Origin of the sequence: Xanthomonas campestris pv. badrii, assembly GCF_012848175.1 — a bacterium.
GTDB classification, from domain to species: domain Bacteria; phylum Pseudomonadota; class Gammaproteobacteria; order Xanthomonadales; family Xanthomonadaceae; genus Xanthomonas; species Xanthomonas campestris_C.
On sequence record NZ_CP051651.1, the window covers coordinates 2,125,344 to 2,144,277 of the forward strand.

Annotated in this window: 15 protein-coding genes and 1 tRNA gene; 5 read left to right on the plus strand and 11 right to left on the minus strand. The window is 65.6% G+C overall.

What is annotated here, in order from left to right; translation table 11 throughout:
• Positions 1 to 176: 176 nt before the first annotated feature.
• Positions 177 to 263 (minus strand) — tRNA-Leu (locus tag HG421_RS08955).
• Positions 264 to 401: 138 nt separating this feature from the next.
• Between HG421_RS08955 and HG421_RS08960 the strand changes: the two genes are divergently transcribed.
• Complete coding sequence (locus HG421_RS08960) at positions 402 to 782, plus strand: response regulator (protein WP_169706093.1); 381 nt, start codon at positions 402 to 404, stop codon at positions 780 to 782.
• A gap of 109 nt (positions 783 to 891) precedes the next feature.
• Positions 892 to 4,650, plus strand: coding sequence for a PAS domain S-box protein (locus HG421_RS08965; RefSeq protein WP_169706094.1), 3,759 nt, complete (start codon positions 892 to 894; stop codon positions 4,648 to 4,650).
• 563 nt (positions 4,651 to 5,213) lie between these two features.
• Here HG421_RS08965 and HG421_RS08970 read toward each other — a convergent pair.
• From HG421_RS08970 to HG421_RS09000, 7 genes are all read right to left on the minus strand, one after another.
• Positions 5,214 to 7,580 (minus strand): Tex family protein, encoded by a 2,367-nt coding sequence (locus HG421_RS08970; RefSeq protein WP_169706095.1) that lies wholly within the window; start codon positions 7,578 to 7,580, stop codon positions 5,214 to 5,216.
• Between the two features lie 103 nt (positions 7,581 to 7,683).
• On the minus strand, positions 7,684 to 7,911 hold the full coding sequence (locus HG421_RS08975) for a hypothetical protein (protein WP_029219973.1): 228 nt from the start codon (positions 7,909 to 7,911) through the stop codon (positions 7,684 to 7,686).
• Between the two features lie 327 nt (positions 7,912 to 8,238).
• On the minus strand, positions 8,239 to 8,754 hold the full coding sequence (locus HG421_RS08980) for a hypothetical protein (RefSeq protein ID WP_169706096.1): 516 nt from the start codon (positions 8,752 to 8,754) through the stop codon (positions 8,239 to 8,241).
• Positions 8,724 to 8,921: a PspC domain-containing protein gene (locus HG421_RS08985; RefSeq protein WP_029219975.1), complete on the minus strand. Its 198-nt coding sequence runs from the start codon at positions 8,919 to 8,921 to the stop codon at positions 8,724 to 8,726. The genes HG421_RS08980 and HG421_RS08985 overlap by 31 nt, the downstream gene beginning before the upstream one ends.
• 102 nt (positions 8,922 to 9,023) lie before the next feature.
• Entirely contained in the window at positions 9,024 to 10,100 is a 1,077-nt protein-coding gene (locus tag HG421_RS08990; RefSeq protein ID WP_029219976.1) for a class III poly(R)-hydroxyalkanoic acid synthase subunit PhaC, read from the minus strand.
• A complete protein-coding gene (phaE, locus tag HG421_RS08995; protein WP_169706097.1) occupies positions 10,097 to 11,233 on the minus strand; it encodes a class III poly(R)-hydroxyalkanoic acid synthase subunit PhaE in 1,137 nt (378 codons plus the stop codon). The genes HG421_RS08990 and phaE overlap by 4 nt, the downstream gene beginning before the upstream one ends.
• A 55-nt stretch (positions 11,234 to 11,288) precedes the next feature.
• Complete coding sequence (locus tag HG421_RS09000) at positions 11,289 to 11,903, minus strand: CDP-alcohol phosphatidyltransferase family protein (protein ID WP_169706098.1); 615 nt, start codon at positions 11,901 to 11,903, stop codon at positions 11,289 to 11,291.
• Positions 11,904 to 12,043: 140 nt separating this feature from the next.
• Between HG421_RS09000 and HG421_RS09005 the strand changes: the two genes are divergently transcribed.
• Entirely contained in the window at positions 12,044 to 12,802 is a 759-nt protein-coding gene (locus HG421_RS09005; RefSeq protein WP_169706099.1) for a 3-hydroxybutyrate dehydrogenase, read from the plus strand.
• A 213-nt stretch (positions 12,803 to 13,015) separates the two neighbouring features.
• On the opposite strand, the gene HG421_RS09010 is transcribed toward HG421_RS09005, so the two are convergent.
• From HG421_RS09010 to ppsR, 3 genes are all read right to left on the minus strand, one after another.
• Positions 13,016 to 13,504: an NUDIX hydrolase gene (locus tag HG421_RS09010; RefSeq protein ID WP_104542140.1), complete on the minus strand. Its 489-nt coding sequence runs from the start codon at positions 13,502 to 13,504 to the stop codon at positions 13,016 to 13,018.
• A 212-nt stretch (positions 13,505 to 13,716) separates the two neighbouring features.
• Positions 13,717 to 14,226 carry a DUF1249 domain-containing protein gene (locus HG421_RS09015; protein ID WP_169706100.1) on the minus strand — a complete coding sequence of 170 codons (510 nt, stop codon included), beginning with the start codon at positions 14,224 to 14,226 and terminating at the stop codon, positions 13,717 to 13,719.
• 199 nt (positions 14,227 to 14,425) lie between these two features.
• Positions 14,426 to 15,247 (minus strand): posphoenolpyruvate synthetase regulatory kinase/phosphorylase PpsR, encoded by an 822-nt coding sequence (gene ppsR / locus HG421_RS09020; RefSeq protein ID WP_047694908.1) that lies wholly within the window; start codon positions 15,245 to 15,247, stop codon positions 14,426 to 14,428.
• Positions 15,248 to 15,389: 142 nt separating this feature from the next.
• Here ppsR and ppsA point away from each other — a divergent pair, with 142 nt between their 5' ends.
• Together ppsA and HG421_RS09030 are read left to right on the plus strand one after the other, a co-directional pair.
• The gene (ppsA, locus tag HG421_RS09025) at positions 15,390 to 17,783 is read left to right on the plus strand and encodes a phosphoenolpyruvate synthase (RefSeq protein WP_169706101.1); all 2,394 of its coding nucleotides are present in this window, start codon (positions 15,390 to 15,392) and stop codon (positions 17,781 to 17,783) included.
• The gene (locus tag HG421_RS09030; RefSeq protein WP_169706102.1) at positions 17,783 to 18,775 is read left to right on the plus strand and encodes a mechanosensitive ion channel family protein; all 993 of its coding nucleotides are present in this window, start codon (positions 17,783 to 17,785) and stop codon (positions 18,773 to 18,775) included. The genes ppsA and HG421_RS09030 overlap by 1 nt, the downstream gene beginning before the upstream one ends.
• The last annotated feature ends 159 nt before the right edge of the window (positions 18,776 to 18,934 follow it).

An 18,934-nucleotide genomic window follows, 5' to 3' on the forward strand; every position in this document is an offset into this window, starting at 1 on the left:
GCAGAAGCACTATCGGCGTGTTTGCGCTCGGCTACTCAACCGATGCGCTGGCCGCGTCACTGCGCACGCAAATAGCTGCGGGAGATCCAGCGCGTGACACGCGCAGAGCAAAGCCCACCCAAAGCAAAAAGCCCCTCCGGTGGCGCCGGAAGGGCTTTCGCTGGTACAGCTGTCTTTGGTGCCGAAGGTGGGACTCGAACCCACACGCTTTTAAGGGCGGCGGATTTTGAGTCCGCTGCGTCTACCGATTCCGCCACTTCGGCGTGGCCGCGCAGTATAGCGGCTCGCGAATGAAACGAACAGTGTTGTTACGCGCCTGACGAATTCAGGTGCAAGCGGCGTCAGCAGCGCTGCGGCTGGGCAGGCTCGATATACTGGCCGACTAAGTGAAGGAGTAAGCAATGTCGGTGTTGCGTGGAGTTCGGGTACTCGTGGTCGAAAACGATGACATGAATGCCATGCTGCTCGAGTTGCAGCTCTCCCACATTGGTGCGGCTGTGGTCGGACCGGTCGGGCAAGTCCAGGATGCACTGCAGCTGATCCAGGCCGATGCGCCGGACATCGCGGTGCTGGACTATCGCCTTGGCAACGGCGAGACCAGCGAACCTGTGGCACGCCTGCTGGCCGAGCGTGGCATCCCCTTCGTTCTGGCCACCGGTGTGGCCACTGGCAGCATCCCCGCCGGCTTCGAACGCGGCGTGATCCTGACCAAGCCGTATCTGTCCGAAGAACTGATCAACGCCTTGTCGCGCGCGCGGCAGTTGAGCGGCGCCGACAGTTGAGCTCGCGGGCGTTGACCCGGCTGCCGCCCTGGCGGGAAGTCAGCTGCGGTTGCCAGCGCACGCGTTGTCACTAGAATCAGGCATCGCAAAACCACGGGCGGGTTGCTGGATGGAGAGTGCCGTGTCGCCATTTGCCGGCCTGTTACCGGAGATGAGCGAAACTGCGAGCCTGCTGCTAGCGTCCAGCTGCGCCAACGATCCGCTGTTGCGCAGCAGTGCGGCGTTGCGCACCACGCTGTCGGTCTGCCTGCATGCACGGCATCCGATGTTGCTGACCTGGGGCGAGCACGCATGCTGTATCTACAACGACGCCTGCATTGCCGGCCTGGGCGCGCGCCATCCGGCTGCCTTCGGAAAGCCGCTCAGCGCGCTGACAACTGACGACCTGCCAGGCGCTGCGCCTGGCGGTGTGCAGCGATCGACATGGTCGAGCAGCCCGGTACTGGAGGACGGCCGGCAGGTCGGCACGCTGTATGTGGCCACCGGGTCTGTCGCCGATAGCCAACTCCCCCGCTCCACCGCTGCGGCGCCAGCAGCAGCATCGGCGCTCGACCAATCGCCGGCATTCATGGCGGTGCTGCGTGGGCCGGACTACGTCATCGAAAGCGTCAACCAACGTTTCCACGATCTTGTCGGCGAGCGGCCGTTGCTGGGCCGGGCACTGCTGGAGGCCATGCCGGAAATTGCCGACCAGGGCTATCTCGGCCTGCTCGACGAGGTGCGCCGCAGCGGGCGGCCTTTCATCGGCGAGTCGATGACCGCCTATCTGCAGCGCTCACCCGGCAGCGCGCTGGATGAAACCTTCGTCGACTTCCTCTATCAGCCGATGCGCGACAGCGATGGCCGGATCGATGCGATCCTGGTGCACGGCTTCGATGTCACCGCGCAGCGGCGCAACGAGAGCCGCGACAGCTTCCTGCTGATGCTCGAAGACGCCTTGCAGCATGTCTCGGACCCGCGCCAGATCATCGATACCAGCGTGCGCCTGTTGGGCGAGCATCTGCAGGCCAACCGCTGCGCCTTCGGGCTGGCGGCCGCTGACGGCAGCACCATGCATGTCATCAGCGACCATGTGCAGGACATGCCCAGCCTGCAAGGCGACTTCCCGCTGGAAGCGGCGCAGGGCCTGCGCGATGCGCTGCTGGACAATCGCCCGTGGTTCACCACCGATGCAAAGGCGCCTGGTGCGCCGGATTACGTGGCCGAGCAATATCGCCGCTCGGGCCTGCGCGCATCGCTGGCGATTCCGCTGCACAAGCATGGCCATCTGGTGGCGGCCATCGGCGTGCACCAGCGCGCACCGCGGCGCTGGCTGTCCACCGAGATCGAGCTGGTGCGGCTGGTGGCGGCGCGCTGCTGGGAGTCGATGCAACGGGCAAAGGCGCAACAGCAGCTGGCGGCCAGCGAAGCGCGCCTGCGGCGCCTGGCCGATACGCTGCCACAGATCATCTTCATTGCCGGGCCGGATGGCCGGCCACACTATTTCAACCGGCGCTGGTACGAATACACCGGCCTGGATCCGGCCGACAACCAGGACGCCGCCTGGCATCGTGCCCACACCAGCGCGGGCTTGCAGTTGTCGGGCGAAACCTGGGCCACGGCGTTGCAGCGTGAGCACGCCTACGAGATGGAATGCGAGCTGCTGCGTCACGACGGCCAGGCGCGCTGGCACCTGACCCGCGCGCTGCCGGTGCGTGGCGAGGATGGCGGCATTGCCGAGTGGATCGGCACCTACACCGATATCCATGATCGCCGCATGTTCGAGCAGCAACTGCGCGAGAGCGAAATCCGCTTCCGCGCGCTGTGCGAGACGGTGCCGGCGATGATCTGGATGTCCGATGCGCAAGGCGCCTGCGTGTACTGGAACCCGCGCTGGTACCACTTCACCGGCCAGGGCGAGGATCAGGCGCTGGACCAGGGCTGGTGGGACGTGATGCACCCGGACGATGCCGGGCGCGTACGGCTGGCCTTCGAACAGGCGCTGGAGCGGCGTGGCGAATTCCTGGCCGAATACCGCTTGCGCCGCCACGACGGCCAGTACCGCTGGTGCATCGATACCGCCTCGCCGCATTTCGCCAGCGATGGGCGCTTTCTCGGGCATATCGGCTCGCTCACCGACATCTCCGAACGCAAGCACATCGAAGATGCCACCGCCTCCGACCGTGCGATCCTGAGCCTGATCACCACCGGCGCACCGCTGCCGGTGGTGCTGGACGCGATTGCATTGAGCGTGGAAGCGCGCGGGGAGATTCCCCTGTGCTGCTCGGTGATGGTGCTGGATGAGGTTCGCCATACCTTAAGCTTCGGGTCGGCGCCGCATTTTCCGCTGGAGTATCACGGCCAGTTCGAGCCGGTGCCGATCACATCGGACGGCCCACCCTGCGCACGCGCCGCGCATCTCGGGCGGCAAATCATCTGCACCGACATCCAGGCCGAGCCGAGCTTCAGCCGCCATCATGCGATGTCGGCGGCACTGGGCATCGTGGCGTGCTGCGTGACGCCGATCCTGGCCAGCACTGGCCAGGTGCTGGGCACGCTCAACATCTATTACGATCGCATCCACCTGCCCTCGCTGCGCGAACAGGCGATGGCCCGCTCCGCATCGCATCTGGCCGGGATCGTGATCGAACGGACCCGCGTCGATGCCAAGCTCAAGCTATCGCTGCAGGCGGAAACCGCCGCACGCAACCAGGCCGAGCACGCCAGCCGGGTCAAGGATGAATTCCTGGCCACGCTCAGCCACGAATTGCGTACGCCGCTCAATGCCATCCTGGGTTGGTCGCGGCTGATGCAGTCGCCGACCTTCGCGCCGGACACCCTGGGCAAGGGCCTGGTCATCATCGAGCGTAGCGCGCGTGCGCAGACGCAGATCATCGACGACCTGCTGGACATGAGCGCCATCCTGTCCGGCAAGATCCGCCTGCAGGCCGAGCACTTCGACATCGCCGGCCTGGCCCGCAGCACGGTGGACCTGATGCAGCCGGCCGCGCTGGCGCGCAACATCGCGCTGGAACTGGATGCGCCCATCGGCAGCGAACTCTGGTTCTTCGGCGATGCCGGACGCCTGCAGCAGGTGCTGACCAATCTGCTCAGCAACGCACTCAAGTTCACCGCCCCGGGCGGCACGGTGCGGGTTGGTCTGGATGTGGAAGATGGACGCCTGCGGCTGTGCGTGCAGGACACCGGCATCGGTATCGCAGCGGAGTTCCTGCCGCATGTGTTCGACCGCTTCCGGCAGGCCGATGCCGGCACGACGCGCCGCGTTGGCGGCCTGGGGCTGGGCCTGTCGATCTCGCGCCAGCTGGTGGACCTGCACGGTGGCAGCCTGGGCGCTTCCAGCGCCGGCGAGGGCCGAGGGGCGCTGTTCACCATCGTGCTGCCGTTCCAGCATGGCGTCAGCGGCCTGCGCCCGGCATCGGCCGACCCGGCTCAGGTGGGCCCGCTCCCGGCCGACTGCCACGGGCGCCTGGACCGTGTGCGTGTGCTGCTGGTCGACGATGATCAGGATTCGCGCGAGGCGGTGCTGCAGTTCCTGATGCTGGCCGGTGCGCAGGTACAGGCCGCCGGCTCGGTGGATGCGGCCGAGCAGTGCCTGGCCGAGGCGCCCTTCGACGTGCTGGTCAGCGATATCGCGATGCCGGTGCGCGATGGCTACGACCTGATCCGCACCGTGCGTGCCGGTGGCGGCGAGCTGCCGCGGCATATCCCGGCGATCGCGCTGACGGCCTACGTGCGCGAGGAAGACCGCGACCGCGCAGTGGTGGCCGGCTTCGATGCGCACATGGGCAAACCGGTGGAGCCGCCCGGCCTGGTCGACCTGATCGAACGCCTGGTGGTACCGACGCGCGCGAGGCAGGGAGCGGCGTGAGATCGTCCTGCAGCGGCTGATAAAAAAGAGCGGGAAAATGCCAACGACCCGATCGCACACGCAGAATTTCTTGTAGAAGCGTGCGGTCTGGCATCCCCGCACGCGTCAATTGCCGCCGACCGCATTCCAGGCTGCATCTGCACCATGGTATTCGAGTCGTAGCGTCGCCTGCTGGATGCAGTCAAACGCTCAGGTCGTCGAGGGCGCGGCGCCCTCACCGCTTGCGGGACACGCCGTGAATCCCTCCATGGAGGCTCCGTGGCGGCATCCATGCCGCCAAGGGTCCCGCAAGCGGCGAGGACACCGCACCAGCGAGTTGGCTGGTGGTTTTATTGAAAGCTATGCGCGCCGACCGACTTGACTGGCCCTTGCCCGCTTACCGTCGCTGGATATTGAGCGACATGGATGCCGCGCTAGCGCTTACTAGGACGTAATCGCTGCGTGTCCCGCGATGGTGGGCGGGCAAGGCCCTGTAGTCACGTTGCAGATCAGCTGCTCTCCACCTGATCTGCAACGTTGCTGCCCAATCACTTCAAGCCAGTCGCCACGCAAGGCAGCATGACTCAGCTGCGCTTGGCGCGGGCGAATGCGGCAGCCAGCGCGTTATCGGCCGGGGGAGCGGTGATGCGCGGCTTGCTGTTGCCCTGCGCCGGTCCACGTCCACCACCGCCGTCGCGACGGCCCTGCCCCGGCCCGCCATTGCCACGCGTATCGCGCGAGGGCGCCGCGCCATCGGCCACTGGCGGCGTGTCGGACAGCCGCCGGGTCAATGCGATGCGCTTGCGCGCCACATCCACCTCCAGCACCTTGACCTTGACGATGTCGCCGGCCTTGACCACATCGCGCGGATCCTTGACGAAGGTGTCCGACAGCGCGGAGATGTGCACCAGGCCATCCTGATGCACCCCGATATCGACGAAGGCGCCGAACGCAGCGACGTTGCTGACCACGCCTTCCAGAATCATGCCCGGCTTGAGGTGCTTGATGTCTTCGATGCCCTCGGCAAATTGCGCGGCCTTGAACTCCGGGCGCGGGTCGCGGCCGGGCTTTTCCAGCTCCTTGAGGATGTCGCGCACGGTCGGCAGACCGAACCGTTCGTCGGTGAACAGCTCCGCCTTGAGTCCGCGCAGGAAGCTGCCATCGCCCAGCAAGGCCTTGATCGGCTTGCCGGTGCTGGCCACGATGCGCTCGACCACCGGATACGCTTCCGGGTGCACCGCCGAGACATCCAGCGGCTCGTCGCCATCGGCGATGCGCAGGAAGCCGGCGCATTGTTCGAAGGTCTTGTCGCCCAGGCGCGGCACCTTGAGCAGGTCCTTGCGGCGTTTGAACGGGCCGTTGTCGTCGCGATGGCGCACGATGTTTTCGGCCACCGTGCTGGACAGCCCGGACACGCGCGACAGCAGCGCGGCCGAAGCGGTGTTGACGTACACGCCGACCGCATTGACGCAGTCTTCCACGCGCGCTTCCAGCGCCTTGGCCAGGCGATACTGGTCCACGTCGTGCTGGTACTGGCCCACGCCGATTGCCTTGGGCTCGATCTTGACCAGTTCGGCCAGCGGGTCCTGCAGGCGCCGGGCGATCGAGACCGCGCCGCGCAGCGACACGTCCAGCTCCGGAAATTCCTTGGCGGCGAACTCGGACGCCGAATACACCGACGCGCCCGCTTCGCTGACAACGATCTTCTGCAGCTTGGCGCCTTCGCACAGCGCAATCGCTTCGCCGGCCAGCTTGTCGGTCTCGCGGCTGGCAGTGCCGTTGCCGATCGCAATCAGCTCAACGTTGTGCTGCATGCACAACTTTTTGATGGTCTGCAGCGACTGGTCCCACTGCCGCTTGGGTTCATGCGGATAAATCGTCTCGGTGGCCACCAGCTTGCCGGTGGCATCGACCACGGCGATCTTGCAGCCAGTGCGGATGCCCGGGTCCAGGCCCAGCACCACACGCGGTCCGGCCGGGGCGGCCAGCATGAGATCTTTGAGGTTGTCACCGAACACCGCGATCGCCTCGGCCTCGGCCTTTTCGCGCGCCTGATTGAACAGGTCCAGCAGCAGGTGCATGTGCAGCTTGGCGCGCCAGGTCAGCCGGCAGGCGTCCAGCAACCAGCGGTCGGCCGGACGGCCGTCGTTGGAAATACCGGCATTGCGCGCCACCCGGCCTTCGGCGTATTGGTGCCCCGCCTCGGCGTCGGTGCCCGGGTCCAGGTCCAGATGCAGGAACTCTTCGCGCCGCGCACGGAACAACGCCAGCAGGCGGTGCGAGGGGATCTTCGCCAGCGACTCGGCATGGTCGAAGTAATCGCGGTACTTGGCACCGGCCTCTTCCTTGCCTTCGGCGACGCGCGCGCGGATGACGCCGTTGTCGTTCAACCAGCTGCGCAGCTCGCCAACCAGTGCGGCGTCTTCGCCCCAGCGCTCCATCAGGATGGCGCGGGCCCCTTCCAGCGCGGCCTTGATATCGGCCACGCCCTTCTCGGCGTCGATGAAGGCTGCCGCAGCCACCTCGGGTGCCTGGGTCGGGTCGGCCAGCAACCCGTCGGCCAGCGGTTCCAGCCCGGCTTCGCGCGCGATCTGCGCGCGGGTGCGGCGCTTGGGCTTGTAAGGCAGGTAGAGGTCTTCCAGCCGCGACTTGGTGTCGGCGGCAGCAATCTCGTTGCGCAGTTCGTCGCTGAGCTTGCCCTGTTCGTCGATGCTGGACAGGATGGCCGTGCGGCGGTCTTCCAGCTCGCGCAAATAGGTCAGGCGCGTTTCCAGGTTACGCAACTGCGTGTCGTCCAGGCCGCCAGTGACTTCCTTGCGGTAGCGGGCGATGAACGGGACGCTGGCACCTTCGTCCAGCAGGGCAATGGCGGCGCGCGCCTGGGCGGGCTGGGCACCGATCTCATCGGCGATGGTGCGAGCAATCTGCTGGGCAAGCTGGCTATCGTGCATGACGGCGCGGGGTGAACCGCTTCACTGGAAAAATGCATTTTCGCAGTGCGCGCCCGCAACGGAAACCCGTTGACAGCGCCGTCGTAAACCAGTGCCGCCGCGCTCAGCTGGCGCGGTGGGCGTAATGGCTGGCGGCGCGTTCGACCAGAATGCTCTCGTGCAGCGATTCCAGCGCCATCACCCGCACCTTGCCCATGTCTTTCAGCGGCACCATGCGCTCCACATACACTTCCGGGCCGGCGTCGGTCATCGCACGCGACTTGCTGAATCCGTAAGGCACAACGCCCTTGTCGCCATCTTTGCTGCCACCGACGTACAGGACAATCGACATACCACACCTTCTTTGTCGCAGTTGCTACGTTAGGGACGCGAGCATACCCGGCGCGTCGTGAGGGGCTTTCCACGCACGTTAACGCCGGCTGTTTGCGGTTTGGTGACGGCGCTCAGGCCTGCTCTGCCTCACGACGGCTTCACTGCATCTGCTTACCAGTCGCCACCATCCCTTCTCGTTAACGCATCGAGCTGGAAGGGGCTAAACGTTCCGGCACCTTCAGGTGGGCAGGTGCATGCGGCTTGGCGCCGCAAGCGCGAACGCGCCTGCCGCTCCAACCGCAGCATGTACAGCACCAACGGTAATGCCGCTGGTAGACGCCCACAGTCATTCGTTCGTGGAGCCGTCCGGCGAGGTGGGCGTTGAGCGAGTCCACCAAGGCCACCAGCCGTGGCCGTGCAACGCATAGGCGTCGGCTGCCCGCTCCAGCGGGTTGCGCACGTGGATGCCGCCACACAGCAGATACACGGGCAAAAACAGCGGCCCAAGCAGCATGTATTGATAGACGTGAGCGCGCTCGTGATCGCCCAGGCGTACCGGCGGATGCGTGCAGCGGCCGGCCGCATGTGCGTAGGTAGCGCATTGCAGGTCCAGCGACTCGCCCTTGAGCAGGATCACGTTGCCCAATGTCATCGCCCCACCCGGCCCCCACGGCCAGGCGTCGAAGACGATGGCCAGTTCCTGCCGGGACCAGCGCGGGCGTGCGCCAAAACAGCTTCCAAGCGCACCCATCACCAGGCCAAGCGCGGTGTTGGGCAGCGTCCAAAGCGCACCCAGGGCCAGCAGCGCAGCCGGCCCATGCCGCAGCCGGGTCAGTCCGCCTGGTTGGGAATCAGCAGCCATAGGATCAGGTAGACCAGGATGCCGGGAAACGCGGCCGAGGCGATCGACACGATGACGAACAACACGCGCAGCAGCGTGGAGCTCCAACCGAAGCGACGCGCGATACCGCCGACCACGCCGGCGATCATGCGATCGTTGAGGGAACGGGAGAGTGCGGTGGTGGCCATGGGCAGGCTCCTCGAAACGTGACGGCCAGTCTAGGAAGCCAGGCGACAGCACACCGTGACGGGCGCCGGCGCGCTGCAACGCCGGGCATTGCTTCCCAGAGATCAGGCGGTGCCGTCGCGGTCCTGCAGCCAGCGATGGATCGCCACCGGGACCTCGCGCTGCGCACGCCCGGAGACATAGATCCCGATATGGCCGCCGCGAAAACTCAGCTCGCTGTAATCGGCACTGCCCACCAACCCGCGCAGGGCGCGCGAGGCATCCGGCGGAACCAGGTGATCGTGTTCGGCGTAGATATTCAGCACCGGCATGTCGACATCCTGCAGGTCGACCGCCTGCCCGCCGATGCGCACCTGCCCGGTGACCAACCCGTTGCGCTGGTAGAACAGGGTGACGAATTCGCGGAATGCCTCGCCTGCCAGGTCGGGCGAATCGAAGATCCACTTTTCCATGCGCAGGAAATCTTCCAACGCCTGCTTGTCGTCGAGGATGTCGAGCAGGCCCACATACTTCTGCAGGTTGAGGCGGAACGGCTTGAGCATCAGATAGCTGGCGTTCATCAGGTCCGCCGGCACGTTACCCATGGTGTCCACGAACAGATCCACATCGACCATGCGCGCCCAGTTGGACAGCATGTTGTCAGGGGTGTGGAAGTCCACCGGGGTGACCATGGTGATCAGGTTGCGCACCTTGTGCCGCTGCAGCGCGGCGTAGCACAGCGAGAAGGTGCCGCCCTGGCAGATGCCGAGCACGTCCACCGCGTCCACCCCGGCGTGCTCGCGCAAGTGATCCACTGCGCCGTCGATGTAGCGCAGCAGATAGTCTTCCAGGGTCAGATAGCGCTCGGAACGGTCCGGGTAGCCCCAGTCCAGCACGTAGACATCCTGGCCATGGCTCAACAAGCCCTTGACCAGCGAGCGATCGGCCTGCAAGTCGACCATGTACGGGCGATTGACCAGCGCGTACACGATCAGCAGCGGCGTCCGGGCAACCGGCGCCTGGTCGCCGACGAAGCGATACAGCACCACCTTGCCGTCGCGCCAGATTTCCTCGCGCTCGGTGACGCCGTAATCGACATCCTCCACGCCGGGCAGCAGCTTGAGGCCTTCGCGCAGCTTGCGCTGCAGCGATAGCGTCTCCTGCATCAGGTCTTCGGCACTGAATCCCAGCGGCCCTTTCATGAGGTGGCTCCACGCGGTTTACCGGCAGCGGGTTTGCCTTTGGTCTTGCCGGCACCAACGCTGGAAACCGGCTTGCCTGCTGCAGTGGTTTTGACCGGTTTTGTGGCGGCAGCCGGCTTGCGCGCCGCTCCTGCGGCAGCTGCCGCCTTGCGCCGGGGCGATGCAGCCGCCACCGGATCGGCGTCGGGCGCGTCAGGCGCCCCCGCCTTGCCCGATGCGCTGGTCGCGCTGCGCAGCATCCGCCGCACCGCCCGCTCCAGTTCGGCGATGCGGCGATGTGCAGCATCCATTTCCGAACGTGTGGGCATGCCGAAGCGTTCGCTGAGCTGCTCCACCTCTTCCTGCAGCGCGGCGCGCAGACGCATATGCGCATTGGCAAAACCGCCGTAGACCTCACGGAACTGGTCCGACAGCGCGATGTCGGCGTAGGACTCTTCGGCCGCCTCGATCCACAGATCGAACAGGGCGCGTGCGCTGGTCAACTGGCTGCCGCTGCTTTCGTGTTCGCCGAGCTTGCTGGTGAAGCGCCCGAAGGCCTGTTCGATCGCCGCCTTCAGCTGCTCGCCGTAGGCATGCGACTGGGCCTGGAACTCCTGTTGCGCACGCGCCAGCTTCTGCAGGCGCGCCTGGTGATTGCGGTTCAGCCCGAATGCGGGCATGTCCAGCCACGGCGCGTTTTCCTCGCGCCACTTGCCCAGCGTCTGCGCCGCCTCCTGCAACCAGGGATCGAAACCGCCCGGGCTGCCGCCGCGCAGCGAGCCCAGCGTCCACTGCATCAGTTGCTCGCCCTGCCCTTGCACGGCACGCCGCCAGGCATCGGAGACTTCAGTGGCCGAGGTGTCGCGCCCGGCGAACTGCGCGGCGACCTGCTGCATGGTGCCGAACCAGTCGCCGGCCTGGGTGCGGAAGCGATCGATGGCGTCCTGCGCCTGTGGCGCGGCGTGAGTGGGCAACAGCTGCGACCACCAGTCCACCGCCTTGCGCCAGTCCTGCGGGGCATCGCCACCTGCCGGCGGCGGCGGTTGCGCAGCGGCGCCGGCCTGGCCATGACGCATGGCATCTCCCCAAGCCGCCCAATACTGGCGCGCCTTGTCCTGAAAGTTGCCATTGTCCGAACCGCTGCTTGCCATCATCCCCTCACCTATGTGTCCACCCGGCCATCCTACCGCGTGTACCGGGCGTTGCCGCTCAGGGTTTGGGGATCCGCAGCGTCTTGCTGATCATCAGCGAGCCGGAGACCGCAAACAGCAGCACCAATGGATGCAACTGCCAGGGGCCCAGCTGCCACTGCCCCCACCACAGGGCCTCACCGACGCGGCCGGTGCTGGCGGCCACCGCCAGCAGGATCACCAGCACCAGGCTGGTGGGAATGGGCGTGCCTTCGAAGTACGGCACCTTGTCGGCCTCGCCGGCGATCTCTTCGGCGGTCACGTTGTAGCGCGCCAGCCGGCTCACGCCGCAGCAGACGAAATAGCTGAGCACCAGCCAGTCCCAGCCGCCGCGCATGCCGCAGGCATAACCGAGCGCAGCCGGCGCGACGCCGAACGAGATCACGTCTGCCAGCGAGTCCAGCTCGCGCCCCAGCGTGGACGAGGCCTTGCGCCAGCGTGCCACGTGCCCATCCAGCGCATCGAACACGAAGGCCAGCGGAATCAATGCCATGCCCAGCAGCAGGTCGCCACGGTGGCCTTCCTGCAGGAAGCGCATCGCCGCGAAGACCGCCCCGGTGCCGCAGAAGGCATTGGCCAGGGTGAACCAGTCAGCGAGTTGGAAATCGCGCAGCATCGAAAAATGGCGTTTCATGCGGAGCCTGAAGAGAGCGAGGCGCAAAGGGTAACGCGCGCGCGTCACGCAGGCGACCGTTGCCCCCGCACTCCGCTAGGCTGGCGATCAGCGTGGCCGCATCCGGCCGCGCACGCTCTCCCGACTTCCGAGGACACCCGATGCGCAGCATCCTGATCACTGGCGCCGGCAGCGGCATTGGCGCCGGCATCGCCACCCATCTGGCCCGCGACGGCCACCATCTGCTGGTCAGCGACCTGGACCTGGCCGCCGCCGAACGGATCGCGCAGCAGCTGCGCCAGGCGGGCGGCTCGGCCGAGGCACTGGCGCTGGACGTGAGCGATGAAGACAGCATTGTGGATGCACTGGCCAGCGCATCGCGCGCGCCGCAGGTGCTTGTGAACAACGCCGGCCTGCAGCAGGTGGCTGCGCTGGAAGAGTTTCCGATGCAGCGCTGGGCGCTGCTGGTGGATGTGATGCTCACCGGCGCCGCACGCCTGAGCCGCGCGGTGTTGCCTGGCATGCGCGCAGCCGGCTACGGGCGCATCGTCAACATCGGCAGCATCCACTCGCTCGTCGCCAGCCCCTACAAGAGCGCCTATGTTGCGGCCAAGCATGGCCTGGTCGGCCTGGCCAAGGCGATCGCATTGGAAACCGCCGACTGCGACATCACCGTCAACACGCTCTGCCCCAGCTATGTACGTACGCCGCTGGTGGAGCGCCAGATCGCCGATCAGGCACGCACACGCGGCATTGACGAAGCGGCGGTGATCGGCGATGTGATGCTCAAGCCGATGCCCAAGGGCGCCTTCATCGAGTACGACGAGCTGGCCGGCACGGTGGCGTTTCTGATGACGCCTGCAGCGCGCAACATCACCGGGCAATCCATTGCCATCGATGGCGGCTGGACTGCCCAATAATCGCGGCGGTGAAATTTTCACCAGCCGGATTGACAGCGTTGCAGCGCAAGGCCTGTCATGGGTTGTCCACAGACTTGCGCAGCGTCCATCCACAGGCGGTGTGGAAAACCGTGCGACGTGTCCCAGGCGACTCACACCCGCTGGCCGCTGCCTTGGCGGTGACGGCCGAACACGGCCAGGCTCGCGCGCAGCACGCCAGCGCCGCATCACCACTCAGACGCGCGAATAACTCCAGGACTGCATGCGCCCATCGCGGTACGGCATCACGCCATGGAACGGCCGCGGGTCGCCGTCGAATACCAGCGGCAGGAAATTGCGGTCGCCCTCCCACATCGGCACCTGATCCATCTGCGCGATGGAAACCCACTCCAGCGTGCCTTCCGGATTGGACGCCTGCGGGATGCCGTCGAAGCTACGGATCAGGAACACGAACCCCAGCCAATCCTCGCCCTGCTTGCCGAACCCGGGCCAGCTGATGGTGCCGCGCAATTGCATGTCGCCGCACTCCACACCGGCCTCTTCGCGGATCTCGCGGCGCATGCAGGCCAGCACGTCCTCCTCCGGCTCCACCTTGCCTCCTAGCCCGTTGTACTTGCCCAGGTGCTGATCGCCCGGACGCGCATTGCGGTGGATCATCAGCACCTGCGTGCCGTCCGGCGACAGCAGGTAGCCCAGGGTGGCGACAATCGGGGTATAGGGCATGGCACGGGATCTGACACGAAGCGCATCAGTATGACCGATGCCAGGGCCTGGACGCAGTGCAGGTCACTGCACGCAACCTCGTCTCGATCAGACCGCACCCTGGGCGTCGCTCGGGCGCCATCCCGCCTTGCATCGTCCAGGTCAGTGTCGCGATCAGCCGGCTGCAATGGTTGCGCCCGCTACACCATCCAGACGTAACGCAGCGATCGACCTCAGCCGGCAGCGGCCCGCGCGCCCGGCCTCGGCGGAGCGACATGGTCGGAGTCCAGCCGCAAGGTGGCCACCCCATGGCCGCGCTCGGCCAGATAGTCCAGCCACTTGCCCAGGAAGGTGTTCATGCGCATACGGTGGCTGATCAGCTCGGCCGGTGGCGGGAACATGCCCATCACATCCTGCCAGCGACGGCCCACATAGCAATGCGTGGTCTCCGCCTGCCGGGCATCGCGGTACAGGCGCACATACGCCGAGGGATCCGGCTCGCCGGTGACCGGGTCGCACAGGTCGTAGGTCAGCCGCAGCTCGACGGTGTAGCGGTGGCACTCGATCACGTCCAGGCGCAGGTCCAGGCCATCGCCGATCGACGAGAGATACGATCCCGGTGCCAGATCGCCCGGGGCGAACAGGCGGGTCAGATGCTGGAAGTTCTCTGCATACAGGCCCATCAGCCAGCCGAACCGGCTCAGGCGGGGAATTATGTCGAGTTTGCTCAATGTCTGGGCCATGCACCGATCCTACACGCTGCGCTGCCGCACGGGCAGCATTGACGAGGGCCCGACGACAGGCCTACCTTGGCGGAGCACTGCCCCGCCCGCTTTGATTCTCCGGCTTGCCAACAAACCGTACGACCAACGAGGCCGCATCCAGATTGCAAACGCGCCGCGTGCTCGCCCAATCCCGAATCCCGCCCTACCAATCCCAGCCTCAAAACATCTCGCGCTGCAGCCCCAGCGTAGAGAGCACCTTGCTGGAGATTTCCTCGATCGAGGTGTTGGTGGTACTGAGCGAGGGGATGCGCTCCATCTGGAACATGCGCTCGGCGATCGCCACCTCACGCCGACAGGTCTCGGCCGCGCTGTAGCGCGAATTGGCGCGACGCTCCTGGCGGATCTGCTGCAGACGTTCCGGATCGATGGTCAGGCCGAACAGCTTGCTGCGGTAATTGCGCAGGCGCGGCGGTAGCCGTTCGTTTTCCAGGTCTTCTTCAGTCAACGGGTAGTTGGCGGCGCGGATGCCGTAATGCAAGGCCAGGTAGATGCAGGTCGGCGTCTTGCCGGCGCGCGACACCGCCACCAGGATCACGTCGGCCTCGTCGTAATTGAGCGCAATCCCGTCGTCGTGGCTCAGCGCGAAGTTCATCGCGTTGATGCGCCGGTGATAGGTTTCGAAATCCACCATGCCATGCGCACGCCCCACGCGCGAATGCCGTGGCGCATTGAGCTCGCGCTCCAGCGGCTCGATGAAGGGTGCGAACACGTCCAGCATCAGCGCACCGCTTTCGGCCAGGATCATGCTCAATTGTGGATCCACGCACGAATTGACCACCACCGGGCGCACCTGATACCGCTCGCCGGCGGCGCGCACCCGCATCGCGGCATCGCGCGCTTTTTCTGCATCATCAATGAACGACATGCGGTCGGTAACGAAGTTGAATCCGCTGAACTGGGTGAGCAGGCTATGCCCAATCGTTTCAGCGGTGATACCGGTTCCATCGGAAACGTAGAACACCGGCCGGATTGTTGACATCAAGACCACCTCTTTGAACTGGTGTCCAAAACTTACGGGTTCATGCTTGTGCAGATTCCACTGTGCACTGCATCATAGCGGCTTCTTCCTACGGACGCGGCCATCCAGCCCGCTCGGGCGATGGCCATACGGAGCATCGCGCTTGAACGAGAATATCCTGTGGTTGCATGAGCTACGCCTGGCCGATCTGGCCCGCGTAGGCGGTAAGAATTCCTCGCTCGGCGAGATGATCGGCAACCTCGCCGGGCTGGGCGTGTCGGTTCCGGGTGGATATGCGACCACCGCCGAGGCGTTCAAGGACTTCATCGCCCACAACGACCTGTCCAAGCGCATCTTCGACAAGCTCGAAACGCTGGATGTGGAGGACGTCGATGCCCTCACCGTGGCCGGTAAGGAAATCCGCGGCTGGGTGATCGACGCCCCGCTGCACCCGGAGCTGGACCGCGACATCCGCACTGCCTACGACACGCTGTGCGCCGAAAACGGCGGTGGCGAAGTGGCCGTGGCGGTCCGCTCTTCCGCGACCGCCGAAGATCTGCCGGACGCCTCATTCGCAGGCCAGCAGGAAACCTTCCTCAACGTGACCGGCGCCGACGATGTGGTGCACAAGGTCAAGGAAGTGTTCGCCAGCCTCTATAACGACCGTGCGATTGCCTATCGCGTGCATCACGGCTTCAAGCACGAGGACGTGTTCCTGTCGGCCGGCGTGCAGTTGATGGTGCGCTCGGGCGTGGGTTCGTCGGGCGTGCTGTTCACGCTGGACACCGAGTCCGGCTTCCGCGACGTGGTGTTCGTGACCTCCAGCTTCGGCCTGGGCGAAATGGTCGTCCAGGGCGCGGTCAATCCGGACGAGTTCTATGTCTACAAGCCCACGCTCACTGCCGGCAAGCCGGCGATCCTGCGCCGCTCGCTCGGCAGCAAGGCGATCCGCATGGTGTATTCGGACGTGCCCGGCGAACGCGTGCGCATCGAAGACACCCCGGTGGAACTGCGCAGCACCTTCTCGATCAGCGATGACGACGTGCAGGAACTGTCCAAGCAGGCCCTGGTCATCGAAAAGCATTATGGCCGCCCGATGGATATCGAGTGGGCCAAGGACGGTGTCAGCGGCAAGCTGTTCATCGTGCAGGCGCGCCCGGAGACGGTGAAGTCGCGCAGCCACGCCACCCAGATCGAGCGCTTCTCGCTGGAGGCCAAGGACGCCAAGGTACTGGCGGAAGGCCGCGCGGTCGGCGCCAAGATCGGCAGCGGCGTCGCACGCGTGGTGCGCTCGCTGGAGGACATGAACCGCGTGCAGGCCGGCGACGTGCTGATCGCCGACATGACCGACCCCGATTGGGAGCCGGTGATGAAGCGCGCCTCGGCCATCGTCACCAACCGTGGCGGCCGCACCTGCCACGCGGCGATCATCGCCCGAGAGCTGGGCGTGCCGGCCGTGGTTGGTTCGGGCAATGCCACCGATGTGATCAACGATGGCCAGGAAGTGACGGTGAGCTGCGCCGAGGGCGATACCGGCTTCATCTACGACGGCCTGCTGCCGTTCGAGCGCACCACCACCGACCTGGGCAACATGCCGCCTGCCCCGCTCAAGATCATGATGAACGTGGCCAACCCGGAGCGGGCGTTCGACTTCGGCCAGTTGCCCAACGCCGGTATCGGCCTGGCGCGCCTGGAGATGATCATCGCCGCGCATATCGGCATCCATCCGAACGCGCTGCTGGAATACGACAAGCAGGACGCGGACGTGCGCAAGAAGATCGATGCCAAGATCGCCGGCTATGGCGATCCGGTGAGCTTCTACGTCAACCGCCTGGCCGAGGGCATCGCCACGCTGACCGCCTCGGTGGCCCCGAACACGGTGATCGTGCGGTTGTCGGACTTCAAGTCCAACGAGTACGCCAACCTGATCGGCGGCTCGCGCTACGAGCCGCATGAAGAGAACCCGATGATCGGCTTCCGCGGCGCCAGCCGCTACGTCGACCCGTCCTTCACCAAGGCCTTCGCGCTGGAGTGCAAGGCGGTGCTGAAGGTGCGCAACGAGATGGGCCTGGACAACCTCTGGGTGATGATCCCGTTCGTGCGCACGCTGGAGGAAGGCCGCAAGGTGATCGAGGTGCTGGAGCAGAACGGGCTCAAGCAAGGCGACGGTGCTGATGGAAAGCCGGGCTTGAAGATCATCATGATGTGCGAGCTGCCGTCCAATGCGCTGCTGGCCGACGAGTTCCTGGACATCTTCGACGGCTTCTCGATCGGCTCCAACGACCTGACCCAGCTGACCCTGGGCCTGGACCGCGATTCGTCGATCGTGGCGCACCTGTTCGACGAGCGGAATCCGGCGGTGAAGAAGCTGCTGTCGATGGCGATCAAGTCGGCGCGCGCCAAGGGCAAGTACGTGGGCATCTGCGGCCAGGGGCCGTCGGATCACCCGGAACTGGCCGAGTGGTTGATGCAGGAAGGGATCGAGTCGGTGTCGCTGAATCCTGACACCGTGGTCGATACCTGGCTGCGCCTGGCCAAGCTCAAGAGCGAGAGCTGATGGGAGTGCTGGGGGCAATGATGGCGGCCGCTGCGGGAGCAGCGGCTGCAAAGCCGGCGGCGGCGGCAGGAGCCGTAGCGGCCAAGCCGGCGGTCGTCAACGAGCCTGCGTTCAATTGGGCAGCCATTCCATGGGCGCAGTACGCGCTCAATTGGGGCGTCGCACTGCTGATCGTCGTGGTCGGCATGTGGCTGGCCAAGCAGCTCAGTCAATGGTTGCATCGTGCGCTGACGCGGGCACGCGTCGAAATCACGTTGACCAACTTCTTGCGCAACGTGATCTACGCGCTGCTGCTGGTGCTGGTCTTCGTGAGTGCCTTGAGCCAGATCGGCGTGCCGCCGACGTCGTTGATCGCGGTACTGGGCGCGGCAGGCCTGGCGGTTGGCCTGGCGTTGAAGGACTCGCTCTCCAACATCGCTGCCGGGGTCATGCTGATCGTGTTGCGGCCGATGCGCGATGGCGACCATGTGCTGATCGCAGGCCAGGAAGGCATCGTGGACGAGATCCGGATCTTCCAGACCCGGATCCGCTCGTTCGACGAACGCATGATCACCCTGCCCAACAGCACCATCACCACCGCCCCCATCATCAACTACAGCACCCTGCCCAACCGCAGGCTGGAAGTGACGGTGGGCGTGGGCTATGGCGATGACCTGAAGAAGGCGCAGCAGCTGTTGCTGCAGATCGCCAAGGACAACCCCAATATCCTGGATTCGCCCGCACCGTTCGTGCAGGTCACCAACCTGGGCGAGAGCACGGTCGATCTGATGTTGTTCGCCTACTCCACCAACGGCAACTTCGGCGCGGCCAAGAGCAGCACGCTGGAGCAGATCCGCAATCAGTTGCTGGAGAACGGGCTCAACATTCCGTATCCGCAGCGCGATCTGCACGTGTATCACCACGACGCCGACGGCAAGCCGATCTCCGATCTGCTGCTCAAGGGCATCGCCGACGATGGCGATGTCAGCAAGGGGCCACCGCTGGCGCGCTAAGCTCGATTCACTGAAAAAGCAAAGGCCGCATCGAAGGATGCGGCCTTTTTTGTTCGCCAACCGTGCTTCCGGCGCGAGTATCAGGTTGGCACGCTGCCGGGAAGTTCCGGGGCTGCGCGCGGCACACGTCCGCCTGGGATCACCCCCAGTGGTCGTCCG